This is a genomic window from Stieleria marina (assembly GCA_007741555.1).
GTDB lineage: Bacteria > Planctomycetota > Planctomycetia > Pirellulales > Pirellulaceae > K23-9.
This window is the reverse complement of the sequence record CP036526.1, coordinates 7,432,154-7,451,349: the sequence shown is the minus strand read 5'-3', so window position 1 is coordinate 7,451,349 and position 19,196 is coordinate 7,432,154. Positions and strand designations below refer to the sequence as shown.

Genomic DNA, 19,196 nt, shown 5'->3' with positions numbered 1-19,196 from the left:
GTAACCGATACAAGCGGGACAGTCATCGTATTCGGGGCCAGATGGGAGATCGAATGTGGGAAAACCGACTTCTGATGCGCCATTGCCTGCGCTCAGATGGCCGGAACCTAGTGTTTGACGAATCATTCTCGACAGTTCCTGAAACGACAAATTTATGTCCGTCTCACAAGCAAGCGAATCAACGCCCCGCAAGGGTTCATGGGATTCCGCTGCGCCATGGGCGGGGACTGCCGAAGGCCACCAACGATCGCTGCGAAGCAAGTTGGTGCTTTCGCTAGCCGCGATGTGCGCTGTGTTTTTGGTCATCGACGAAGCCGTTCGACGAATCGTAATTCAGCCTGCTTTCAAAGATCTGGAGCACGCCAGCGCGCTACGTGACACCAATCGTGTGATGTCTGCGATTAAGGTTGAATCAGAGCACTTACAAACCATTGCCGAGCAAGGGGCGTCGCGACTGAAGCCCAATGACATCGACAGGATCACACAATCCACGATTCAGGAAACACTCTGGAGAGAGCAATCCTGGCACCTCGAAGGCGTCCAATGGGCAGCGATCACGGGATCTGACAACTCGTGGCGATGGGTCCGCCTAAAAAATGTCGATCTTCCTTCCCAGGAAAGTCCAGGCGGAAACGATGGAATTTCCGAAGCCGTTTTGGACCGCATCTCAGCGGCGACATCAACATCGACCGATGGACTGATTTGTGCGACCGACCGCGTCATTCACGCCTTCGCCACGGCGCCGATCAAGTTCGATGGATCGTCGGCAGGAATTGGGTTGGGACTGCCAGAGCGTTCGATTGAATATCGGATTGTTGTCGGCAAAGAGCTTGATGATGCTTTGATCGCTGAACTGCGTCGACGAACTCAAGTCACTTTCTCCATTCAGGTCTATCACGATCGAAAAGCCGGTCAGACGATTCGCACTTGGGAAGCCGACCAGTCCACACTGGTAGTGGAGGTTCCTTTGGTTCAAAGCGACAAACAAACGTTGGCAAACCTATTTGTGCAGGTGCCACGCGACGTTGTTCAACAAGCAGCCCATACGACTTCGTTGGCACGGAACGTGTTTGTGTGCGGTGCTGCTGCCGCCCTAGTCCTGATGCTGTTGCAACTGCAACGAATTGTTGTTGGGCCTTTGACGCGGATTCGTGAATACACCGAGCGGATAGCAGAAAATGGTTTGGACGCCGCGCCTTTGGAAGTAACCGGCAACGACGAAATTGGTGCTTTGGCAAACGCGTTTGATCACATGAAACTGCGATTGACCGACACGCAAAATCGACTGGCCGACGCTTCGCACGCGGCTGGCATGAGCCAAGTCGCTGACACCGTCATTCATAACGTTGGAAACGTCTTGACTAACGTCAACAGTTTGATCGAAACGTCGGTCGACCGAGTCAACGGACTTCGCATCACTCCGTTGGACAAACTTGCCACGCGACTACGACAAGACAAAAACCGCGAAGCACTCTTCGAAGCAACGCCGGACTACCTCCAGCGACTAGCTGCTGAGCTGGGGAATGACCAAGTCAAGTTGTCCGAATTATTGGCAACGCTCAATGACAATGTCCAACACATCCACTCGATCATTCGCGACCAGCGGCGACACACTGTGAAGTCGCTTGACAAGAAACGTTTGATGATGCGTGGGATCGTTGACGAAGCGATCGGTTGTTGCCAAGCCAAGCTGAGCCAAGATCAAATACAAGTTCAGTTTTCAAGCGGTGATGACTATGAAGTGTTTTCGGATCGATCGCTCTTGCTGCAAATCATCATCAACTTGATTGGCAACGCAGGCAATGCGATGTCAGAGAACGCCTGCGTCAATCCACTTTTGGAAATCGAATTGGCGGGAAATGCTGCGTATGTCCGCCTCTATGTGCGTGATCATGGTTGCGGTATGACAGCGGAGACAATCGCAAAAGTCTTTGATGCTCATTTCACAACTCGTGAATCGGGCACAGGGCTCGGCCTGCATTTCTGTGCGATCACCCTCAAGCGACTCGGTGGAACTATCAGTGCTCAAAGCGAAGGGCTCGGCAAAGGATCGACGTTCTCGGTTGAGTTTCCGTTGATGCAGCCCGAATCCCATCGCAAAACGGATCGTCAAAGCGACGCAAGCATCAGTTTTCCCACGATCACAACCAACGCCCATTTCGATAACGCTATTACTCAGTCGAACACATGAGCAACGAACAAAAGAAAGCCCGCCGCATTTTGATCGTCGACGATCAACAGCATATTCACGATACCTTCGGCCGTGTATTCGCCGATCGCACGCCTAGCAAAGATGGTGCGCTAAGTGAATTTGAAGCGATGTTTCTTGATGCGGATGACAGCGACAAGCCAGCAGCAGCAGTTCAGCCACCTGCGTATTGTTTGACTCATGTCAACGATGGTGAATCGGCACTGACGGCTGTTCGCGATGCGATCGCTGAAGACAAACGCTACTCGGTGGCATTCGTCGATATGCGCATGCCCAATGGTTTGGATGGACTAGAAACTACAGAGCAGATCTGGAAGATTGACCCCGATTTGCAGGTTATCATCTGCACCGCGTACAGCGACCACACTTGGGATGATGTATTGCAGCGTTTGGGCTGCAACGATCGACTTTTGCTGTTGAAGAAGCCATTTGAGCGTGACGAAGCTAGGCAGATGGCAATGACGATGAGCGAGAAAAGTCGTCTCGCTCAAGCGCAGCGAACCCAAGTCACTTCCCTGGAAAGCGAAGTCGGACTGCGCCGACATGCGGAAAACGAACTGCGTGTGATGGCGCATCGAGATGCACTGACATCACTACCGAATCGCCCTTTCTTGCTGGACCACTTAGAACGGTTGCTGGCCAGTGTCGGCGCTTGCGACAAACACAACGCGTTGCTGTTCCTGGATCTGGACAACTTCAAAATCATCAATGATTCATTGGGGCATGACGCGGGTGACGAACTGTTAAACCAGGTCGCGAGGCGTCTGAAGGAATGCGTCCGGTACCGCGACGAAGACGGAGTCGCGAGTTCGCGTGACAAAACCGTTCGCTTGGGTGGCGATGAGTTTGTGGTAGTACTGGAAAAAATGGCCCAGAAAGAAGATGCGTTTGTCGTGGCCCGCCGAATTGTTCAGCGGATCGCCGAACCGTTTGATCTCGGTGGGCGGCTAGTGAATGTCGGCACCAGTGTCGGTGTCGCATTCATTGACGAACATGTCCGGGATGGGCACGAGGCGCTGCGAAACGCCGATACGGCGATGTACCGCGCCAAGAATTCGGGAAAAGGCCAGATCTCGGTCTTTGATCAAACCATGCACCAAGCCATGGTTGCACGTCACGAAATGGAAAACGATCTCCGCAATGCGTTGGACAATGATTCGTTTGACATCTACTACCAACCCATCGTCGACCTGAATGAGGGAACCGTCAAAGGCGTCGAAGCTTTGTTGCGTTGGCAACGTTCTGACGGGACTTTTGTCTCGCCAATGGAGTTCATTCCCGTTGCCGAAGAAATTGGTTTGATTACACACCTGGGCGAGTGGGTGTTCGAGACGGCCATGAGAGAGTTCGGAGAAATGGTACGGTCGCTACCCGAGGGGATCGATCGTGAAATGTACTTGGGCGTCAACACTTCACGCCGGCAACTAGGCGATCCGTTCTTTTTAGAACGGCTCAACGCGATTATTGAACGCACTAGCTTTCCTCGTCATCTGGTCAAAATCGAAATGAACGAGGCCGGCGATCCGCGTCACGATAATCGTTCGCTCGATACAATGTTGCATCTACATGATTCAGGTGTGGGGCTGCACATTGACGATTTTGGCAAAGGCAAGTCATCGCTGATGTGTTTCAATGCCTATCCCATTGAAACCGTCAAGATTGATCGCAGCTTTACGGCTTCGATCGCGACCGACCACGGTCACGCCGTGATCACGCAAGCGATCGTGCAACTGGCTCATCAACTGGGGGCAAAGATCGTTTGCGAAGGCGTCGAATCAGAGTGCCAACTGGAACTGTTGCGGCGATGGGGGTGTGACGCGGCGCAAGGATACTTGTTCGCGCCCGCCCTGAGTTTAGAAGAGTTGAATGGGTATTTGCGAAGTGCCGTCGATTGCGAAGGCGTCCGTTTGATCAAGAAAACGCCTATGCCGATGTTAAACCTTCCAGCAACGCAGGGCATATCGATTCAGCTGACATAGAAGCCAACGCATTTGACGGCGTGGTGCTCGCTCTGCAGCCTACAGAATCGCCAGGGGATTGCGTTTGGATTCCAGGGTCCCACGCGTCACACCGACACGGTTCGTCGCTCGCAGTTGCTGCCATACTTCCTGAGCCGTGCATTCGTCCTGAAGCAGTTGACGGTACAGATTGATCGTCGAACGGCATTCCGCAGGTGCTTGCTCCAGCAGCTCAATGCGAAACCACTCCACGCCTGCATGGCGAAGTTCACCAACGGTTTCGGCTCCGCTTTGGGGCGTCTGGTTGTAAAGAGTATTGCGGCAAGCCACGTCAGCGTGCAGCGGATGCTCCGCGCCCACGCGATCTTTCAGTTGGACCACGTGCGTGTCGCAAGGACGTCCGCAATTGGTTTTGTTAGTGCCAGACGAAATGACTGCGCAGAACACGCAGTGCTCCATGTGGAACATGGGCATGTGTTGGTGAATTACGACCTCCATCCATTGTGATGGAACGCTCCCGATCAATTCCGACAACTGTTCGCGATTCAAATCGTACGACGCTGTGATTCGCTGTGCACCAAGCGAACGAACCCACTCTGCCGAGCGATGGTTAGCGACGTTGAGCGAGAAATCAGCGATCGTCGGTATGTCGTTGTCACGGAAGTAGCGAAGGGCGGCAAGGTTTCTGGCCAAAACAAAGTCCATCGGGTTGCGGCGTAGCACTCGGCAAAGGCCCATCTCACCGGGTTTTTGCATTCGCACGGTCGCAACGCCAATCTTCTTGCCTGCCGCATGAGCCAGTTTGACGGCATCGCTATACAGCCGCACGTCATGAAAATCGACGTAGATTAAATCCGCATCCGTTTCGCACGCTGCTTCTAAATGGGGCATCTGGCGGCAAAGAACGCTCAGCTTTGGCTGCGTGGTTTCAGTCGATTCGTTGCGAATGACGTTCAACAGTTCGCGGCCGGCGGATGCATCGATCATTCGCTGCGGCGGTTTTTGCAACCGATTGAGCAACGCGTCTGTTAAATCACGCCGCAACTGATTCAACATGCTGGCTGGCACCATGGGGCCGCCTTGGATGTCAGCAGTCAGAACCTCTAATTCAAACGGAGTGCTGCCAAGTCGCGAAAGTTTGTCTCGTAGATCGTCGATCGATGCGGGATGCTTGCGGGCTACCTCAAGCGTCTGGCCTGCTACGACTGTCTCGATGATTGTGTTTCCCACACGGCCAACCAATTTTAGCGGTTCGCCGACAATGGCCGTTGCTTCGATGCGAATCCCTTGTCGCGCCTCGGCATCCTCGCCACTAAAACTTCTTCGCAGTCTGCGGTTTAGCTTTGGGTCGTCATTTTTAAAGACCTTCGCATCCAGTTCCACATCATTCCAGTCGATCTCATCACGTCCGAATCCGATCCAAGCGTTTTGGCCTTGCTGCAGTTCTTTGCAAGGTTGACCATCGGCATCGTTGATCTCGTAGATTCGTCCTCCCTGTGGCGCGGAGTCCGACGAATGAATCGCCAGTCCGTCGCCCAAAGCCACGGGGGCATCAAGCCAAAGTTTGACCCGCGGAGCATCGATTTCGATGACCGTTCCCAGTTCGATCCCTCGTTTGGATGAATGAATTCCGGGCACCAATCGTTTGTGATCGTTGCCTTCGATCCAGCCGGGAGAAAATCCTCTTGAAAAGGACAGTTCCATTTCGCGTTTGGCTTGGTCGCTGACAGTGACCTCTCCATCGCGGATTGCTTGGTCGATTGCCCGTCGATAGTGTGAGGTGATGTTAGCGACATACTCGGAAGTCTTCAGTCGCCCTTCGATTTTGAGCGACGAAACACCTGCATCGATTAAATCCGGGATCGCCGCGTAGCCTGCCAGATCCTGAGGACTGAGCAGGTACTTTATGTCGCCCAAGTCGCGATCATCACCATCGACAATGAGTTCGTAAGGCAGACGGCAGGCCTGGGCGCATTGCCCGCGGTTGGCGCTTCGACCGCCCAACGACTCGCTTGTCAAGCATTGACCAGAATACGCCACACACAGCGCGCCGTGGATAAACACTTCCAGAGGCATTTCAGACGCTGAAGCGATCTTGCGGATTTCATCGACTGAGAGTTCCCGAGCCAGGACGGCACGCGATAAGCCCAACTCCTGTGCAACTGCGATTGTCTCAGCGCTGGTCAAGCTCATCTGCGTCGACGCGTGGATTTCTAGTTCTTTGCAAATCGAACGCACGATTCTTGCCACGCCAAAATCTTGGACCAGAACGGCATCGACGCCTGATGATGCCACTTGCTCAATGACGTCAATCAGCTTGGGTAACTCCGATGGAAATGCCAACGTGTTCATGGTCGCGTAGCCACGGACACCGCGTCGGCGAAGTGTGGCCATCAAATCCGGGAGTTCGTCGAGCCCAAAGTTCTTGGCGCGATAGCGAGCGTTGAATCCACAGTCCAAACCAAAGTAGATCGCATCGGCGCCATTTTCGATTGCCGCGTGCGCGCACTCCCAATCCCCCGCGGGAGAAAGTAGTTCAATTGTGCGACTGGGATCGTTGGGCTTTGTTGACATCATCGCCCCAGTATGACCAGCAAGGATCAAATTGGGAAATGGCGGTGATTACGGGGTTATCGGTACGCAGATTGGCAATTCGTTGTCGTTTCCCTGTTTGCGACAATGGGCTTGGTCGATGAATTCGACGTGACTCCGCTAGTCCTTTGGAAGGGTGAGACCCTTTGCCGCTTCGGTTTCGTAGGACGTGCCGATGGTTTGGAAAATCTGCCAGGACCGTTTCTTCTTGCCATGCCGGTTGGCTTGGTCGGGAAGCGTACGTAGCCCTAATCGCAGGCCACCTTCTTGGGGATGATCGATCCAGCGATGGTAGATGAACGATTCGATCCACGGCATTTTCTGGACTTGCTGCATCGCCCAATAAAGAGCGGCAGCCTGGGCGTCCTGGTCTTCCGTTTCGTAGGAGTGCGAATGAAATCCTTGCTCGCTCAGTATCACGCCACGCATCTGGCCATTGGACTGCAACATCGACGGTTGCTGCAGGAAGCGACCCAGCACGTCCAGATTTTGCATCGTCATCAGTGGCGTGTCGAACTGATCGGTAATGCGTTTGTCGTTCCAAGGAACCTTGGCAAGCAGACTTTGGGGATAGGGATGGTAGGCCACGCCCCAGTCAAAGTCGCCTTCGATTCGTGAAAATTGCTGCAACGTCTCTAGTAACCAACGCGCAGAAAAACGCTGCCAATCATCCGGTGACGCATCGTTCCAATGGTGTGTAAGCGAGGCAAACACTCTTGCGTGCGGATTGTGTTGTTTAGCGACGCAGTCAATCAGTCGCATGCTCCGGTAATACGTTTCGGCGACCAACTCTCGCGGTTGCTTTCCCATGTTCGTCCAGACCGCGTGGAAGTCGATTTCATTGTGCGCGATCCAGTTGGTGATCTCGCCTCGGTCGCGCTCGTGATTGCGATAGCGACCGGCAATCTTATCGATGACGAATTGATAGACGGCAGCGCCGCGTGGGGTCGTCAAATCGGGCATCGCGTAGGCGCCTCCGTCTGCTTGGGGATGGGCCAGTACGGAACGAGCGGAGGGTTTCTTTGACTGAGGGACCAAGATGATCGCGCTGACGACCATCTCGTGGATTTGAGCAAAATGCATCTGTTGATCGTACGCACTGAAGCCCGCAGTATCGAAAAAAACGGGCTCGCCGGGCACATCCATTTTGACACGATTTGGGCCGGGGCGGTCGGAGACAAACCGACTGAGCTGAAAGTTGATTGTCACACTTTTGACCCCCAAGTCGACGAAGTCTTGTTCGAGTCCGCGTTGACTGAGACCCGTCAGTCCTTTCTGATTCGAAGGAATCAGCCGCGATGCAGCGTGATCACGACGGAGCGTTGCAATGGTCGTCGGAAACTGTCTCGCAGTGACTTGGTCGGTCTTCGTGGATCGAATTCTCCAGGAACTTCCGATTCGGTCTTGCCCTCCTTGTCGGCGCGGGACTAACAGTCGCTGTCCGACCTGCCGAAAAACGGCTGCCTTGCCTGAATCGTCAACACTTTCACACGTGCGATATTCCAGCAATTCAAGGTCGTCTTGCAAGCTGGCAAACTCGGGTTTCAAAGTGATCGCAATTTGATCATTTTGCACCGCAATGGACTCGATCATCTTGGGCGGCTGAGCCTTCAGATAGTCGTCGATGGCGTTGACCTGACGTCGTTGGCTAGCTTGTCGCGCGAGTGCCGCTTCGTTGGCACGAGCCTCTTGTTCGGTCAGTCGACGTAGCTGAACATCACGCAGTTGGATGTCACAGTTTTTCGTGCTGCCAAAATCGAATCGAAGCTCTGTGACGTCAGTCGGTAAAGCACTGCCTTTCACGCTGGCCAAATCGACCGTGTAAGTTTGCCAACCTTCGGCAATTATCAAGGACGGGAGATCAATTCTGCGGGATTCGTTCAGCGGTGGACCCAGCACTACGGAGAAATGCCTGATCCCGGAGGTCGAAAAATAGTCGAACTGCAAAACTGGCTCATCAGCAGTCATCGGAGCCGACAATCGTCCCACGACAAAAGGGTCCGAACCGGTTGTCCGTATGTTAACTTCGCTGGTGGCCGGCGTCGTAGCCGGTAATGAACCAATCACCACATCGTTGTTGCGGTCGCGGGAAACCAACCAGTCGACGGCGACGGCGCGAGGCGTCATGATCATCACGACAGACAGCAAACAGAACGTTTGAAACCAATGCGTTCGAAACATCAATTGGATTCGCTTTGGCTAACGGAGCAAGGTTCAATGAAACTGATCGTAGCGGCCGAAACGGCGGATCAAGCTGAGAGGATAATCCAAGGGTGAAGAAACAGGAACGCGCCGACCGAGTCCAGATCCGATTGGACGATCTTTATCCCCAGACACGGATTCCCCTGGATCATCAGGACGAGTTTACGTTGCTTGTTGCCGTGTTGCTCAGCGCGCAATGCACGGACAAGAAAGTCAACGAGATTACGCCCGCGTTGTTTGAACGGGGTTCGACTCCATCGAAAATGAGTCAACTGGGCGAGTCGGAAATTCTGAGCATCATTCGTCCGCTGGGTCTATCGAAGACCAAGGCAAAGCATTTGGCGAAACTATCGCAGATTTTGGTCGATGATTACGACAGCGTTGTTCCGCAGACGTTTGAAGAGCTCGAGTCGCTGCCGGGAGTGGGCCACAAAACAGCTAGTGTGGTGATGTCGCAGGCGTTTGGTTTTCCCGCTTTTCCTGTCGACACGCACATTCATCGCTTGTCGCAGCGCTGGGGGCTGACCAATGGCAAGAGTGTCGTCCAAACCGAAGCCGACTTAAAGAAGTTGTTTCCCAAAGATTCCTGGAACCGTCTGCATTTGCAAATCATCTTTTACGGCCGTGAGTACTGCACGGCGAGAGGTTGTGACGGAACCATTTGCCCGCTCTGCCGCGAACTGTATCCGCGGCGAAAGAAACCTTTCTTGCACAAGAAAGCCTAGTGGACTTCATCGATGGAGTTGCACCAGCGATCCCAAGCTTGTTGATAGACGTTTTCTAGCTCTCGCGTAAATCGATCGGCATTTGCAATCGTGCGTTGTGTTTGGCTGCGCAGGTTGGCTCTGATGCTGGACATTCCCGGAGCTTCTTTCAGAAGCGTGTCGATGATGCTGATGTACTCATCGTCGCTGCGAGCGATCCAGTTAGGCTGGCCGATGGCATCGACGATCGCAGCGGTGCTTCGAGCACTGCGGCGGTCTCCATATCGGGCAACCACGGGGACGCCCATCCACAGTGCTTCCAGAGTCGTTGTCCCGCCAGCCCAGGGAAACACGTCCAGTGCGATATCAATTTCGTGATAGGTGTTCAGATAACTTGTGTCGCCAAATTCGTCACGGATCTCGATGCGGGCTGCGTCGATGCCTAAATCGATCAACGATTGGATCAGGTTTGATTTCGTTTCGTCGGAAAAGTACGTGCTGAGCGCCAATAGCCGTGATCTCGGAAACGCATGGAGGACCTTTGCCCACAGTTGCTGAACTTCGGGCGTGATCTTGAACGGACGGTGCAACGATCCAAATGTCACGCAGGCGCTGTCTACCATCGGCGGTGGCTGTAGCGCGGGTGCTTTTCGGGGAGCGGCAAAACAGATCGCGCCGCCCTGCATGCGAATGAGTCCCTCTACGTGATAGGAGGGTTCGTCAATCGGGTTCTGTGTCTCGCACGTTAGCCGGTAGTCGATCGCTGCAAGGCCAGTGGTGTTGGGATATCCCATCCAAGTCATTTGAACGGGGGCAGGTTTGAAGGCGAACGCTTCCAGCCGATTTCGCGACGTGTGTCCGGCAAGATCGACAAGGATGTCGATGTTGTCGTTTGCGATCAGCTGCGCGACCTGTCGGTTCGAACGTCCGGTTGTAAACTGCCAGTGATCGGACAATTGACGAAGGGATTCAGTCCGCGCGTCTGGCACGGGGACTTCTGCGTAGCAGTACACTTCGACTTGCTGGCGATCATGAGCCTGCAGGATCGGTTCAATAAATCGGGCCACCGGATGACTGCAAAAATCAGGCGAAACGTAGCCAATTCGCAAGCGGCGGTTGGCGTTTCGAGATTTGCGGGCGGCGTCGCAATGGTTGATGATGGGTTCAACGTTTCCGTGGCGTTCGCCCCATCGTCGACTTTCGTCCAACAATCGATCAGGCGACACTGCTGAATCGCCACTCATGATGAAGAGCAGGCAACTGTGTGCGTCCGAAATGGCCGGATTTAGCTCGATCGCTTTGCGGAAACGGTCCGCTGCTAGATCTCGCTGACCTTCATCCAAATGCACAAAGCCAAGTGCCACGTGGATGTACGGATCCTTGGGAGCCAGCTGCAATGCCGTGCTCAGTGTTTTCGCTGCTGCCTGATTGTCGTGCAGTTCGTGCAGCGTGGTGCCCATGTATTGATGCACTTTGGGATGATCAGGCCATTGCTCAATTAGCAAAGCAAACTGTTGTTTGGCTTCATCGTGCATGGCCAGATTCAGCAGGGTTCGGCCTAAGGTGATCCGCGTGTCGACAAGGTCCGGGTTGATTGCGATCGCTTGCTGCAGCGCGTCAACGGCATCGGACCAGCGGCATTGGCTGCGAAGCGACTCGCCCAGATTGGTCAGTGCTAGAGTATTGCTAGGTTCTCTGGACAAGCATCGTCGGTAGATTGTTTCGGCATCTTGTACGCGGCCAAGTTGTTGCCACGTATTCCCTAAGTTCACCGCTGCGACGGTGAAATCCGGATCGATCTGGAGAGCTGCCTGGAATTGTGTTTCTGCCGCTTCGATCTGTTGTGTTTTCAACAACAGCGTGCCCAGATTGTTTCGCGCCGCAACCATCTTGGGCGCAATCGCGACGGCCCGCCGAAGCGTTTCCAGTGCTCGGTCGTTCTGTTGCACACTGCTGTATACCAAGCCAAGGTTGCTAAGGTATTCCGCGTGATTGGGGCTCAGTGTGACCGCGTTCTCCAGGCACTCCAATGCGTCGGTGTTGTGGTCGGTTGCGTGAAGCAGCATGCCCAGCAGGTGCCACGCGTCAGCGTTGTCGGGCTGCTGCGCAATGAGCTTGCAGTAGATCTGCTTGGCGATTTCGTAGTTGCCGCGACGATGATGGTCGAGGGCCTCGTGGATTATCGATGAATCATCTGTGCCCAATGAGACGCGAGCACGTTTACGACGTTTGGGAATACGCTTTTTGTGAGACGAAGGCACGAAGAAACTCTTGCGTTGAAACGAGTCGATGAAATGTGCAAGCCTGTGGAGAGGCTTATCCGGCAACACGTCTGGGGGCGTGCAAGTTGCTCAGGCCACGCCGGTCGCGGACCGATTGAATCGTTTTGCAAACGCGGTGAATGTCCGATTCATCGACGCAATTGCCCGTCGGCAAACAAAGAACACGATCACACAATCGCTCGGTTTGTGGCAACGATTCCGGTGCGCCCGGCGATTCATTTCGTCGCGACAAGTAGGGCTGCATTCGATGGCAACCAGGAAAGAAGTACCGCCTGGCACGGATCCCCGCCCCATGCAGATGATACATCAAAGCGTCACGTGAAAGGCCGAAATCAGCTTCGTCGACTTCAGTGACGATGTACTGGTAATTGGTTTGCTGCTGTGAATTATACGACATTAGATTCAGCCCTGGCACGCCATTTAGCAGCCGGGCATACGTCTGGTAGTTGCGACGATTGCACTGAAGGATGTCGTCGATGTTGGCAAACACAGACAAACCCATTGCAGCGCAGACTTCGGGCATTTTTGCGTTGGTGCCTAAATGCACGACTTGGTCCATCGCGGCAAAACCAAAGTTTTGCATCAAGCGAATCTTGTGTGCCAGGGCATCATCATTGGTAGCGATCGCACCGCCTTCGAACGTATTAAAGAACTTCGTCGCGTGAAAGCTGAAGACTTCGCAATTGCCAAAGTTGCCGATCATCTTACCGCCGTTGCTGCATCCAAAGGCATGGGCGGCATCGTAGAAGAGCGATACTTGGTGACGCTGAGCGACTTCTGCTAGACGTTGTGTGTTGCAAGGGGTGCCCCATAAATGAACACCTAGAATGGCAGAAGTGTTTTCATTGATGAGGGATTCGACATGTTCAGCGTCGACCGTGTGCGTCACCGGATCAACATCTGCAAACACCGGTTTCAAGCCTTCCCACTGCACGGCGTGCGGCGTGGCCACAAACGTAAACGCCGGCACAATGACTTCGCCGGTCAGATTCAGGGCATGGCATGCCAGCTGCAGACCGATCGTGGCGTTGCAAACGGTGATGCAATGTTTGACGCCCAAGTACTGCTGCAGTTTTTGCTCAAACTTTTGAACGACTTCGCCGCCATTGGTAAACCAACGACGATCAAAAATCTGATCAACGTAGCGATCAAACACGGCGCGATCACCCACGTTGGGGCCGCCGACATGCAGCACCTTGGAGCTCGGGTCGTCGGGACGCGATGGGGCTTTGCGTGGATCGACCGGTCGCGGCAGATCGGGATGATTTGGCAATCGATGGTTCATCGCAGGCATCCATGAGCGACGCCAAAGCCGCGATGACGGATCGCGAGGCTTGTCTAGCGTAATGAACTATCTATTCGGCATATGACTCCGTGTCGCTCCAAACTAACCCTTGGAACGATTGGCCGATCGACTACGGCAAGTTATTGAAATGGCGTGCGATCTTTTCTGCCAAACCGTCCGCAGCAGCGTTGTTGACGGGCAAAAACGCCACGCTTGCCGCAAGATCGCGTGCGATAGGATGATCGTCGTGTGAGGGTTTTCCCGCAAGGAGCTCGACGCCCATTCCTTGCAATTCCGAAGACAGGCCGTCGCGTTGGTCACCCCTGAAAAAGATGGGATAGCACTGTCCGTTTTGTAACGAAGTGTTTGCAAATCGTAACGGCGTTGCAACGGCGTGGTCTGTCATTGCGGCGTCGTAGATGGCCGCGATCGCGTGGTTGCGTTCGATAGCCTGTGGCACGTACTCCAGACTGGCAAGTCCGACTCCTGCTTGGAACTCCGAAAAGCGTCCGTTGCAAGTCGCCATCACCGGCACGCTTTTGCGAGCACCATAGCTGCTGCGGATGTTGCGGCAGCGCTCAGCCAGCCCGTCATCACTGGTTGCGATGGCTCCACCCTGAGTGCTGTAGAGAATCTTTCCTGGCCCAAACCCAAACACAGTCGTCACGCCGGATCGATTCTCCACCAAGCCAGTGGAAGAGGCGGCAGCAAACGAATCGATCGCCAGGATGATGACCTGTTTTTGCTGCGCACACAGATAGTCGATAAGACTCGGATCGCAGCGGCTTCCATACATTTCAACCAAACAAACCGCTTCGGCTTCGTTGTTCAATTTCGGTTGCAGTGATTCAATCGAAAGCTGGTGCGTTGAACGATCGATGTCACTGTATCGAATTTGTAGTCCAAGCCAATTCGCAATCCTCGCCGGCAATTCGCTGCCCCACGCCGGCAGAATTATTTCGCCACGTAGTTCCAACGCGGTCATCGCGATCAACAGAGCAAGCGATTCGTTACCAACGGTGACCGCGTGGCCAATGTCTAGGAAGGATTCAAGTTCTTGTTCAAACTCCCTGGCAAGCGGTCCGTGATTGGTAAAGTAACCGTTGGCGTACATGCGACGAAAAACTCTCTGATAGTCTTTCTCGCTCATCAATGTCGTGTCATCCACTGGATTATTCGTCATTTGCTTGCCTTGCCAGTGAATCGATAAAACGACAAACACCGTCAACATCCTGCTTCGTCACGCGTTGTCCGCATGGCAAGTTGATCAAACGTGTCATGATCGATTCTGTGTTGGGCATTGCCGTCGTCTCAACGGCATACCGGTATGATTTTGTGTGCAACGCTGGCGAGTAATGAGCGCGAGCCAGAATTCCATGCTCGTTCAGATTGGCCACCAAAGCATCGCGGCTGATCGGAAAGCGGTCGGTGACTTCGGCGACGACGTTTTTGAAAGACGACTGCTCGTTCTGATCAAATTTCAGAATTAGGATTCCTGGAATCGTGGATAGCTGAGCCTCGTAGCGCTGATAGATCTGACGATTGTGTTGAACATTGATTTCTAATTCATCTAAACCCGCCAAGGCAAATGCGGCATGCCCGTCATTCATGATCGAATGGATGCCGATCGAACTTGCTTCACCGAGTTGCCCCGATCGAAACGCCACAAGCGTGTTTCGCAATGGTTGGTCGTCGGTACACACATAGCCGCCTTCCACCCCATTGATCAGTTTGCTCGCGTGAAAAGAAAAGACTTCGCCGACGCCCCAGGATCCAACACGTCTGCCTGAGATCGTTTCGTGCACTGATTCGACCGCGTCAAAAACGATTGGTATTTGACACTCGGTTGCGACGGCAATTAACGCGTCCACGTCGCAGCAATTGACGATTGGATGCACGGCAAGAATCAACGCGGTTTGTTCCGTGATGTTTGCTTTGACGGCGTCTGGGGCGATCGCCAGTGTTTCCAGGTCGATGTCTACCATCACCGGCATTTTGTCGGCCCAAAAGACCACGTCAGCCAAGCGTCGATAAGTAAACGACGGCATGATGACTTGCGATTTGCCCGACAAGCTTTTCGAGCGAACTGCGGCGACCAATGCCCAAAATCCCGTCGAAAAGGCGACGCAATATTTTGATTGGTGATATCCGCAGAGTCGCGTTTCGAGTTGATCGACTAAATGACCGCTTAACAGTCGGCCATCGCGATCGAATGCTCCGGCAAAAATTTTGCTCACTCGATCGATATCGGGTGCGTAAAGGTTGGACGTCGAAACGGGAGGATCAAACGAACGTCCCATCATTGGCTTTCGATCGCGACGTGCCGTTTCTTCAGTACCACATCAAAGCGGTAGGTGCCGCCGTAGAACTCCGAAGGCATCGACACGCAGTGCGTATCGAACCCAACCGCTGACCCCATTTGGATGAAGTCGTCTTGCTCCCACCAAACCCCAATCGGTGAACTCGGGTCGTCGAGCTGATACTCCACGATGTTTCGAGCGGCAAAAAAATCAGCCGCGCGGCTTTGATCGGCCACGTTTCCGATAAACACATTTTGTAAGTTTGGCAGGCCATCGCGAAGGCGTGCCAGAAGTTGCCCCACATCGGTTGCGGACAGATAGCCAATGCAGCCGTAGATCAACACTTTATTCGCCGAACTCGCTTGAGTGAGATAATGGTCTACCGAGCGAATGTCTGCTTCGACGTACTGCACTTCGCAGCGCGGTTGAAAGTACTCGTTGGCGACTTCCAGCAAATACGCCGAAAAATCCACGCCGGTGTAACGATCGACGCGGTCGAAAAAACGTGCTGCCAGTGCTCCGTTGCCGCAGCCCAAATCAAGAACGTGATCGCGTGAGCCGAGAGCCAAATGGCTGGAGATTTGGTCAACGATTTGTTCGATGTCCTGCTCAGAAACACTTTCGCCGTTGACGGTGCGTTTGATCTGTTTCCAAAACTCGTCGCGAGCAAACTGTTTTGGGTATTCCTTGTGCAGAAAATCCTGACCTTCAGAGCGTTGATTCATGGCAGGTCTGGAAACTGAAAAGGGTGACTACGAAGTAACTACGCTGTCGTCGACGATTTTGGATCGCGTTTCATCAATGCTGTTGAACATCAGCACATCCAGTATCGATAGTCCGGCGATAAAGTTGCCGCCGTTGTGCTGAGAATAGGGTGTTAGCGAATTGGTCATGAACTGGAGCTTGATGCCCTTTTCGCTGAATTCGTTGGGTTTGAATATACCGCGACCGCCAGCCGGATTGATATAGGAACCGGCTCCGATTCGATCGGCGATATGCAGTGCCCATTGGCCAGCATGCTGCGGCGTTTCGATCGGGGGCTGGATATCGTGAAATGCAACAACATCCAAATTCAATTTCAGGGCATCACAGACTACGCGAAGGCAATGCACGTTGAGTTCGACAATGCGGTTCGTGTCGATACGCAAACAGTCGTCCAGGATTTCGCGGGCAGGGCCGTAGAAGGGAGCATGGGCGCGGTAGTGATCGACTTGGGCACGGATCTTGGATTTCCAATCGGTGTCTGCGGAAATCTGGATGTCTCGAATCAAGGTGGTTCGCGCGTGCTTTGCCACCGGGACCGCGATGTACTGAGAATCACTCCCTCCCGGTTTGAGAATCCGGTTGCGATTGATCCAACCGCGGCGGATGTACTGAACGGGATCAAACACGACAAACCGGTCGGCAGATGCGATCAAGCTGAAGTAGCCCAAGTACGGCAAGAAGTACGGCTGCATGATGGCGACTCGCATGCCGGTCATCTCCGGCTCGAGTGCAGGGTGTCGACGACGGTCTCCGCGGTGGCGTTTGAGCCATTAACGGCGACGATGATAAATCCGCCCGTTTGGAGAAGTGACTTCACCGTCGTCGATCCATCGAGCGAAACGCGATGGATGTGTTGGATTTTCCATCCGCACGATGTCAGCAGCCGCGTGATTTCTTGTTGCGAAAATCGGTGCATAAACATCTCGTCCAATCCGCGATACTGGTAGACGCTGTCACCAAAGTCCGTATCGCTCTGGGTCAGCGATTTCCACCACGAACGAGCAAGTTTGGGGATCCCGCCTGGTTCATGCAATGCAGACCAGCGATGATGGATGTGCAGCAAGAAGCGGCCGCCGGGACGCACAATCCGCGCAATGTGTTGCAGCATGGTCGTGCGGTTTTTCTTTTCAGCGATCATCCCAAGTGTGCTAAATAGACACACTGCGTGGTCCACCGAATTTTGGCTCAGGCAACCCAATTGAACCAAATTGGCTCGCAGCGGTTGGACGCTGCCGACGGCCATGTCGATCGATGCTGGTATCCGTTCGGCCTTGGCAACCAGTTGCCGAAGCATCGAATCGCTGAGGTCGACACCAATGACATCGTAGCCTCGTTTTGCAAGCGGAATGCTGGTTCGCCCCGTCCCACAACCCAAGTCGATGATCGTCTGATTAGCAGTAGTTTTCTGGCTGGGCTGATTGGCCGCCGGAAAAGTCTGCTCCACGATGCGCTGATCAAGTGCGCAAAGGGGAGTATCAGCCACAAAATCGTCGTAGTGGTCGGCGATTGACCGTTGATTGATGTATTGCCAGGTCCCTTGCGCAACGCCAGCGGGTCGCCGCCAATCTGGTGGTCGCTGGTCCGAAGGATAGTTTTGCGGGGGCTGGTTCATCGACCGTGTTCGTTCGTATAATCCGTCTTCAATGGAGGTCCTTGGCGAGATGGACCAGTGCTACGATTCAAATCGCGCACTGAGTGCATTTGCAGGACATTTGTTTTCTGTTTTCAACAGGCATTTTGCTTTTGCCTGTGCCTTTCAGCGTACTAAACGTAACGTACTAATCAGGAGTAGAGACTACCGTGGCAATTCGAGTGGCAATTAATGGTTTCGGTCGAATTGGACGACTGACTTTCCGTAACCTGATGGAACGAAGCGACGAGTTTGACGTGGTTGCCGTCAATGACTTGACCGACAACAAAACACTGGCGACTTTGCTGAAGTACGACAGTATTCACGGTCGCTACCCCGGCACTGTCGAATACGACGATACATCGCTGACGGTCAACGGCGAAAAAATCATGTGTCTGTCCGAGCGAGATCCTTCGGCTCTGCCTTGGGGCGACAACAATGTCGACATCGTGATCGAATCGACAGGCATCTTCACGGGACGCGCTGCAGGTGGAAAACCTGGGTACGACACTCACTTGGAAGCCGGCGCAAAGAAAGTTGTCTTGAGCGCTCCAGCCAAAGACGGTGCCGACCTGACTTGTGTTTTGGGTGTGAACGACGATCAGCTAACTGCCGATCTGAAATGCGTTAGTAACGCATCGTGCACAACCAACTGCTTGGCTCCTGTCGCCAAAATCCTGAACGATACCTGGGGTATCGAATCCGGTCTAATGACAACCGTTCACGCTTACACGAACGACCAAAACGTACAAGATCAACCTCACAAGGATCTTTACCGTTGTCGTGGTGCTGCACAAAACATCATCCCAACCAGTACCGGTGCTGCGAAGGCTGTTGGCTTGGTCATCCCTGAGCTGCAAGGCAAACTGACCGGCATGGCAATGCGAGTTCCTGTGCCAACGGGAAGTGTTGTTGACTTGACAGTTAACTTGGCCAAAGACGCCGATGCCGCCAGCATCAACGCCGCCGTCAAGGCTGCTGCGGACGGACCAATGAAAGGTGTTCTCTACTACACAGAAGACCCGATCGTTAGTAGCGACATTGTTCATGACCCGCACAGCAGCATTTTTGCTGCCGACTTCACGCAAGTGCTCGGCGACACAGGCAAAATGGTCAAGGTTGTCAGCTGGTACGACAACGAATGGGGCTACAGCTGCCGAACAGCTGACTTGGTCGCCAAGCTGGGCGCGATGCTCTAAGCCTCGATCCCCCCATATGAGTGATGAATGTCGAGGGCTGAGCAGGTTTTTCTTGCTCAGTCCTCTTTTT

General features: G+C 53.7%; 13 protein-coding genes. 4 read left to right on the top strand and 9 right to left on the bottom strand.

The features are described 5' to 3' along the window. The first annotated feature begins 154 nt into the window (after window positions 1-154). Window positions 155-2,191 (top strand): sensor histidine kinase, encoded by a 2,037-nt coding sequence (locus K239x_RS26385; protein ID WP_145421276.1) that lies wholly within the window; start codon window positions 155-157, stop codon window positions 2,189-2,191. Next, on the top strand, window positions 2,188-4,188 hold the full coding sequence (locus K239x_RS26380) for a GGDEF/EAL domain-containing response regulator (RefSeq protein WP_145421275.1): 2,001 nt from the start codon (window positions 2,188-2,190) through the stop codon (window positions 4,186-4,188). The genes K239x_RS26385 and K239x_RS26380 overlap by 4 nt, the downstream gene beginning before the upstream one ends. Before the next feature lie 39 nt (window positions 4,189-4,227). Here the strand turns inward: K239x_RS26380 and K239x_RS26375 are convergent, their stop codons facing one another. Together K239x_RS26375 and K239x_RS26370 are read right to left on the bottom strand one after the other, a co-directional pair. Continuing rightward, on the bottom strand, window positions 4,228-6,744 hold the full coding sequence (locus K239x_RS26375; RefSeq protein WP_419189422.1) for a U32 family peptidase: 2,517 nt from the start codon (window positions 6,742-6,744) through the stop codon (window positions 4,228-4,230). A 135-nt stretch (window positions 6,745-6,879) separates the two neighbouring features. Then, window positions 6,880-8,940, bottom strand: a complete 2,061-nt coding sequence (locus K239x_RS26370) for a DUF5722 domain-containing protein (protein ID WP_145421274.1) — start codon at window positions 8,938-8,940, stop codon at window positions 6,880-6,882. A gap of 92 nt (window positions 8,941-9,032) precedes the next feature. Here K239x_RS26370 and nth point away from each other — a divergent pair, with 92 nt between their 5' ends. Continuing rightward, a complete protein-coding gene (nth, locus tag K239x_RS26365; RefSeq protein WP_145421273.1) occupies window positions 9,033-9,686 on the top strand; it encodes an endonuclease III in 654 nt (217 codons plus the stop codon). Here the strand turns inward: nth and K239x_RS26360 are convergent. From K239x_RS26360 to K239x_RS26330, 7 genes are all read right to left on the bottom strand, one after another. Next, the gene (locus K239x_RS26360; RefSeq protein ID WP_419189421.1) at window positions 9,683-11,926 is read right to left on the bottom strand and encodes a tetratricopeptide repeat protein; all 2,244 of its coding nucleotides are present in this window, start codon (window positions 11,924-11,926) and stop codon (window positions 9,683-9,685) included. The genes nth and K239x_RS26360 overlap by 4 nt on opposite strands. A 55-nt stretch (window positions 11,927-11,981) precedes the next feature. Beyond that, complete coding sequence (locus tag K239x_RS26355) at window positions 11,982-13,232, bottom strand: DegT/DnrJ/EryC1/StrS family aminotransferase (protein WP_145421271.1); 1,251 nt, start codon at window positions 13,230-13,232, stop codon at window positions 11,982-11,984. A 130-nt stretch (window positions 13,233-13,362) separates the two neighbouring features. After that, window positions 13,363-14,415 carry a DegT/DnrJ/EryC1/StrS family aminotransferase gene (locus tag K239x_RS26350; protein ID WP_419189420.1) on the bottom strand — a complete coding sequence of 351 codons (1,053 nt, stop codon included), beginning with the start codon at window positions 14,413-14,415 and terminating at the stop codon, window positions 13,363-13,365. Beyond that, window positions 14,405-15,535 carry a DegT/DnrJ/EryC1/StrS family aminotransferase gene (locus K239x_RS26345; RefSeq protein WP_145421269.1) on the bottom strand — a complete coding sequence of 377 codons (1,131 nt, stop codon included), beginning with the start codon at window positions 15,533-15,535 and terminating at the stop codon, window positions 14,405-14,407. Before K239x_RS26345 ends, K239x_RS26350 begins: the two co-directional genes overlap by 11 nt. After that, window positions 15,532-16,257, bottom strand: a complete 726-nt coding sequence (locus K239x_RS26340) for a class I SAM-dependent methyltransferase (protein WP_145421268.1) — start codon at window positions 16,255-16,257, stop codon at window positions 15,532-15,534. Before K239x_RS26340 ends, K239x_RS26345 begins: the two co-directional genes overlap by 4 nt. A 27-nt stretch (window positions 16,258-16,284) precedes the next feature. Then, a complete protein-coding gene (locus K239x_RS26335; protein ID WP_145421267.1) occupies window positions 16,285-17,013 on the bottom strand; it encodes a WbqC family protein in 729 nt (242 codons plus the stop codon). Then, the gene (locus K239x_RS26330) at window positions 17,010-17,909 is read right to left on the bottom strand and encodes a class I SAM-dependent methyltransferase (RefSeq protein ID WP_419189419.1); all 900 of its coding nucleotides are present in this window, start codon (window positions 17,907-17,909) and stop codon (window positions 17,010-17,012) included. Before K239x_RS26330 ends, K239x_RS26335 begins: the two co-directional genes overlap by 4 nt. Window positions 17,910-18,097: 188 nt before the next feature. Between K239x_RS26330 and gap the strand changes: the two genes are divergently transcribed. Further along, entirely contained in the window at window positions 18,098-19,126 is a 1,029-nt protein-coding gene (gap, locus tag K239x_RS26325) for a type I glyceraldehyde-3-phosphate dehydrogenase (protein ID WP_145421266.1), read from the top strand. Window positions 19,127-19,196 lie beyond the last annotated feature (70 nt).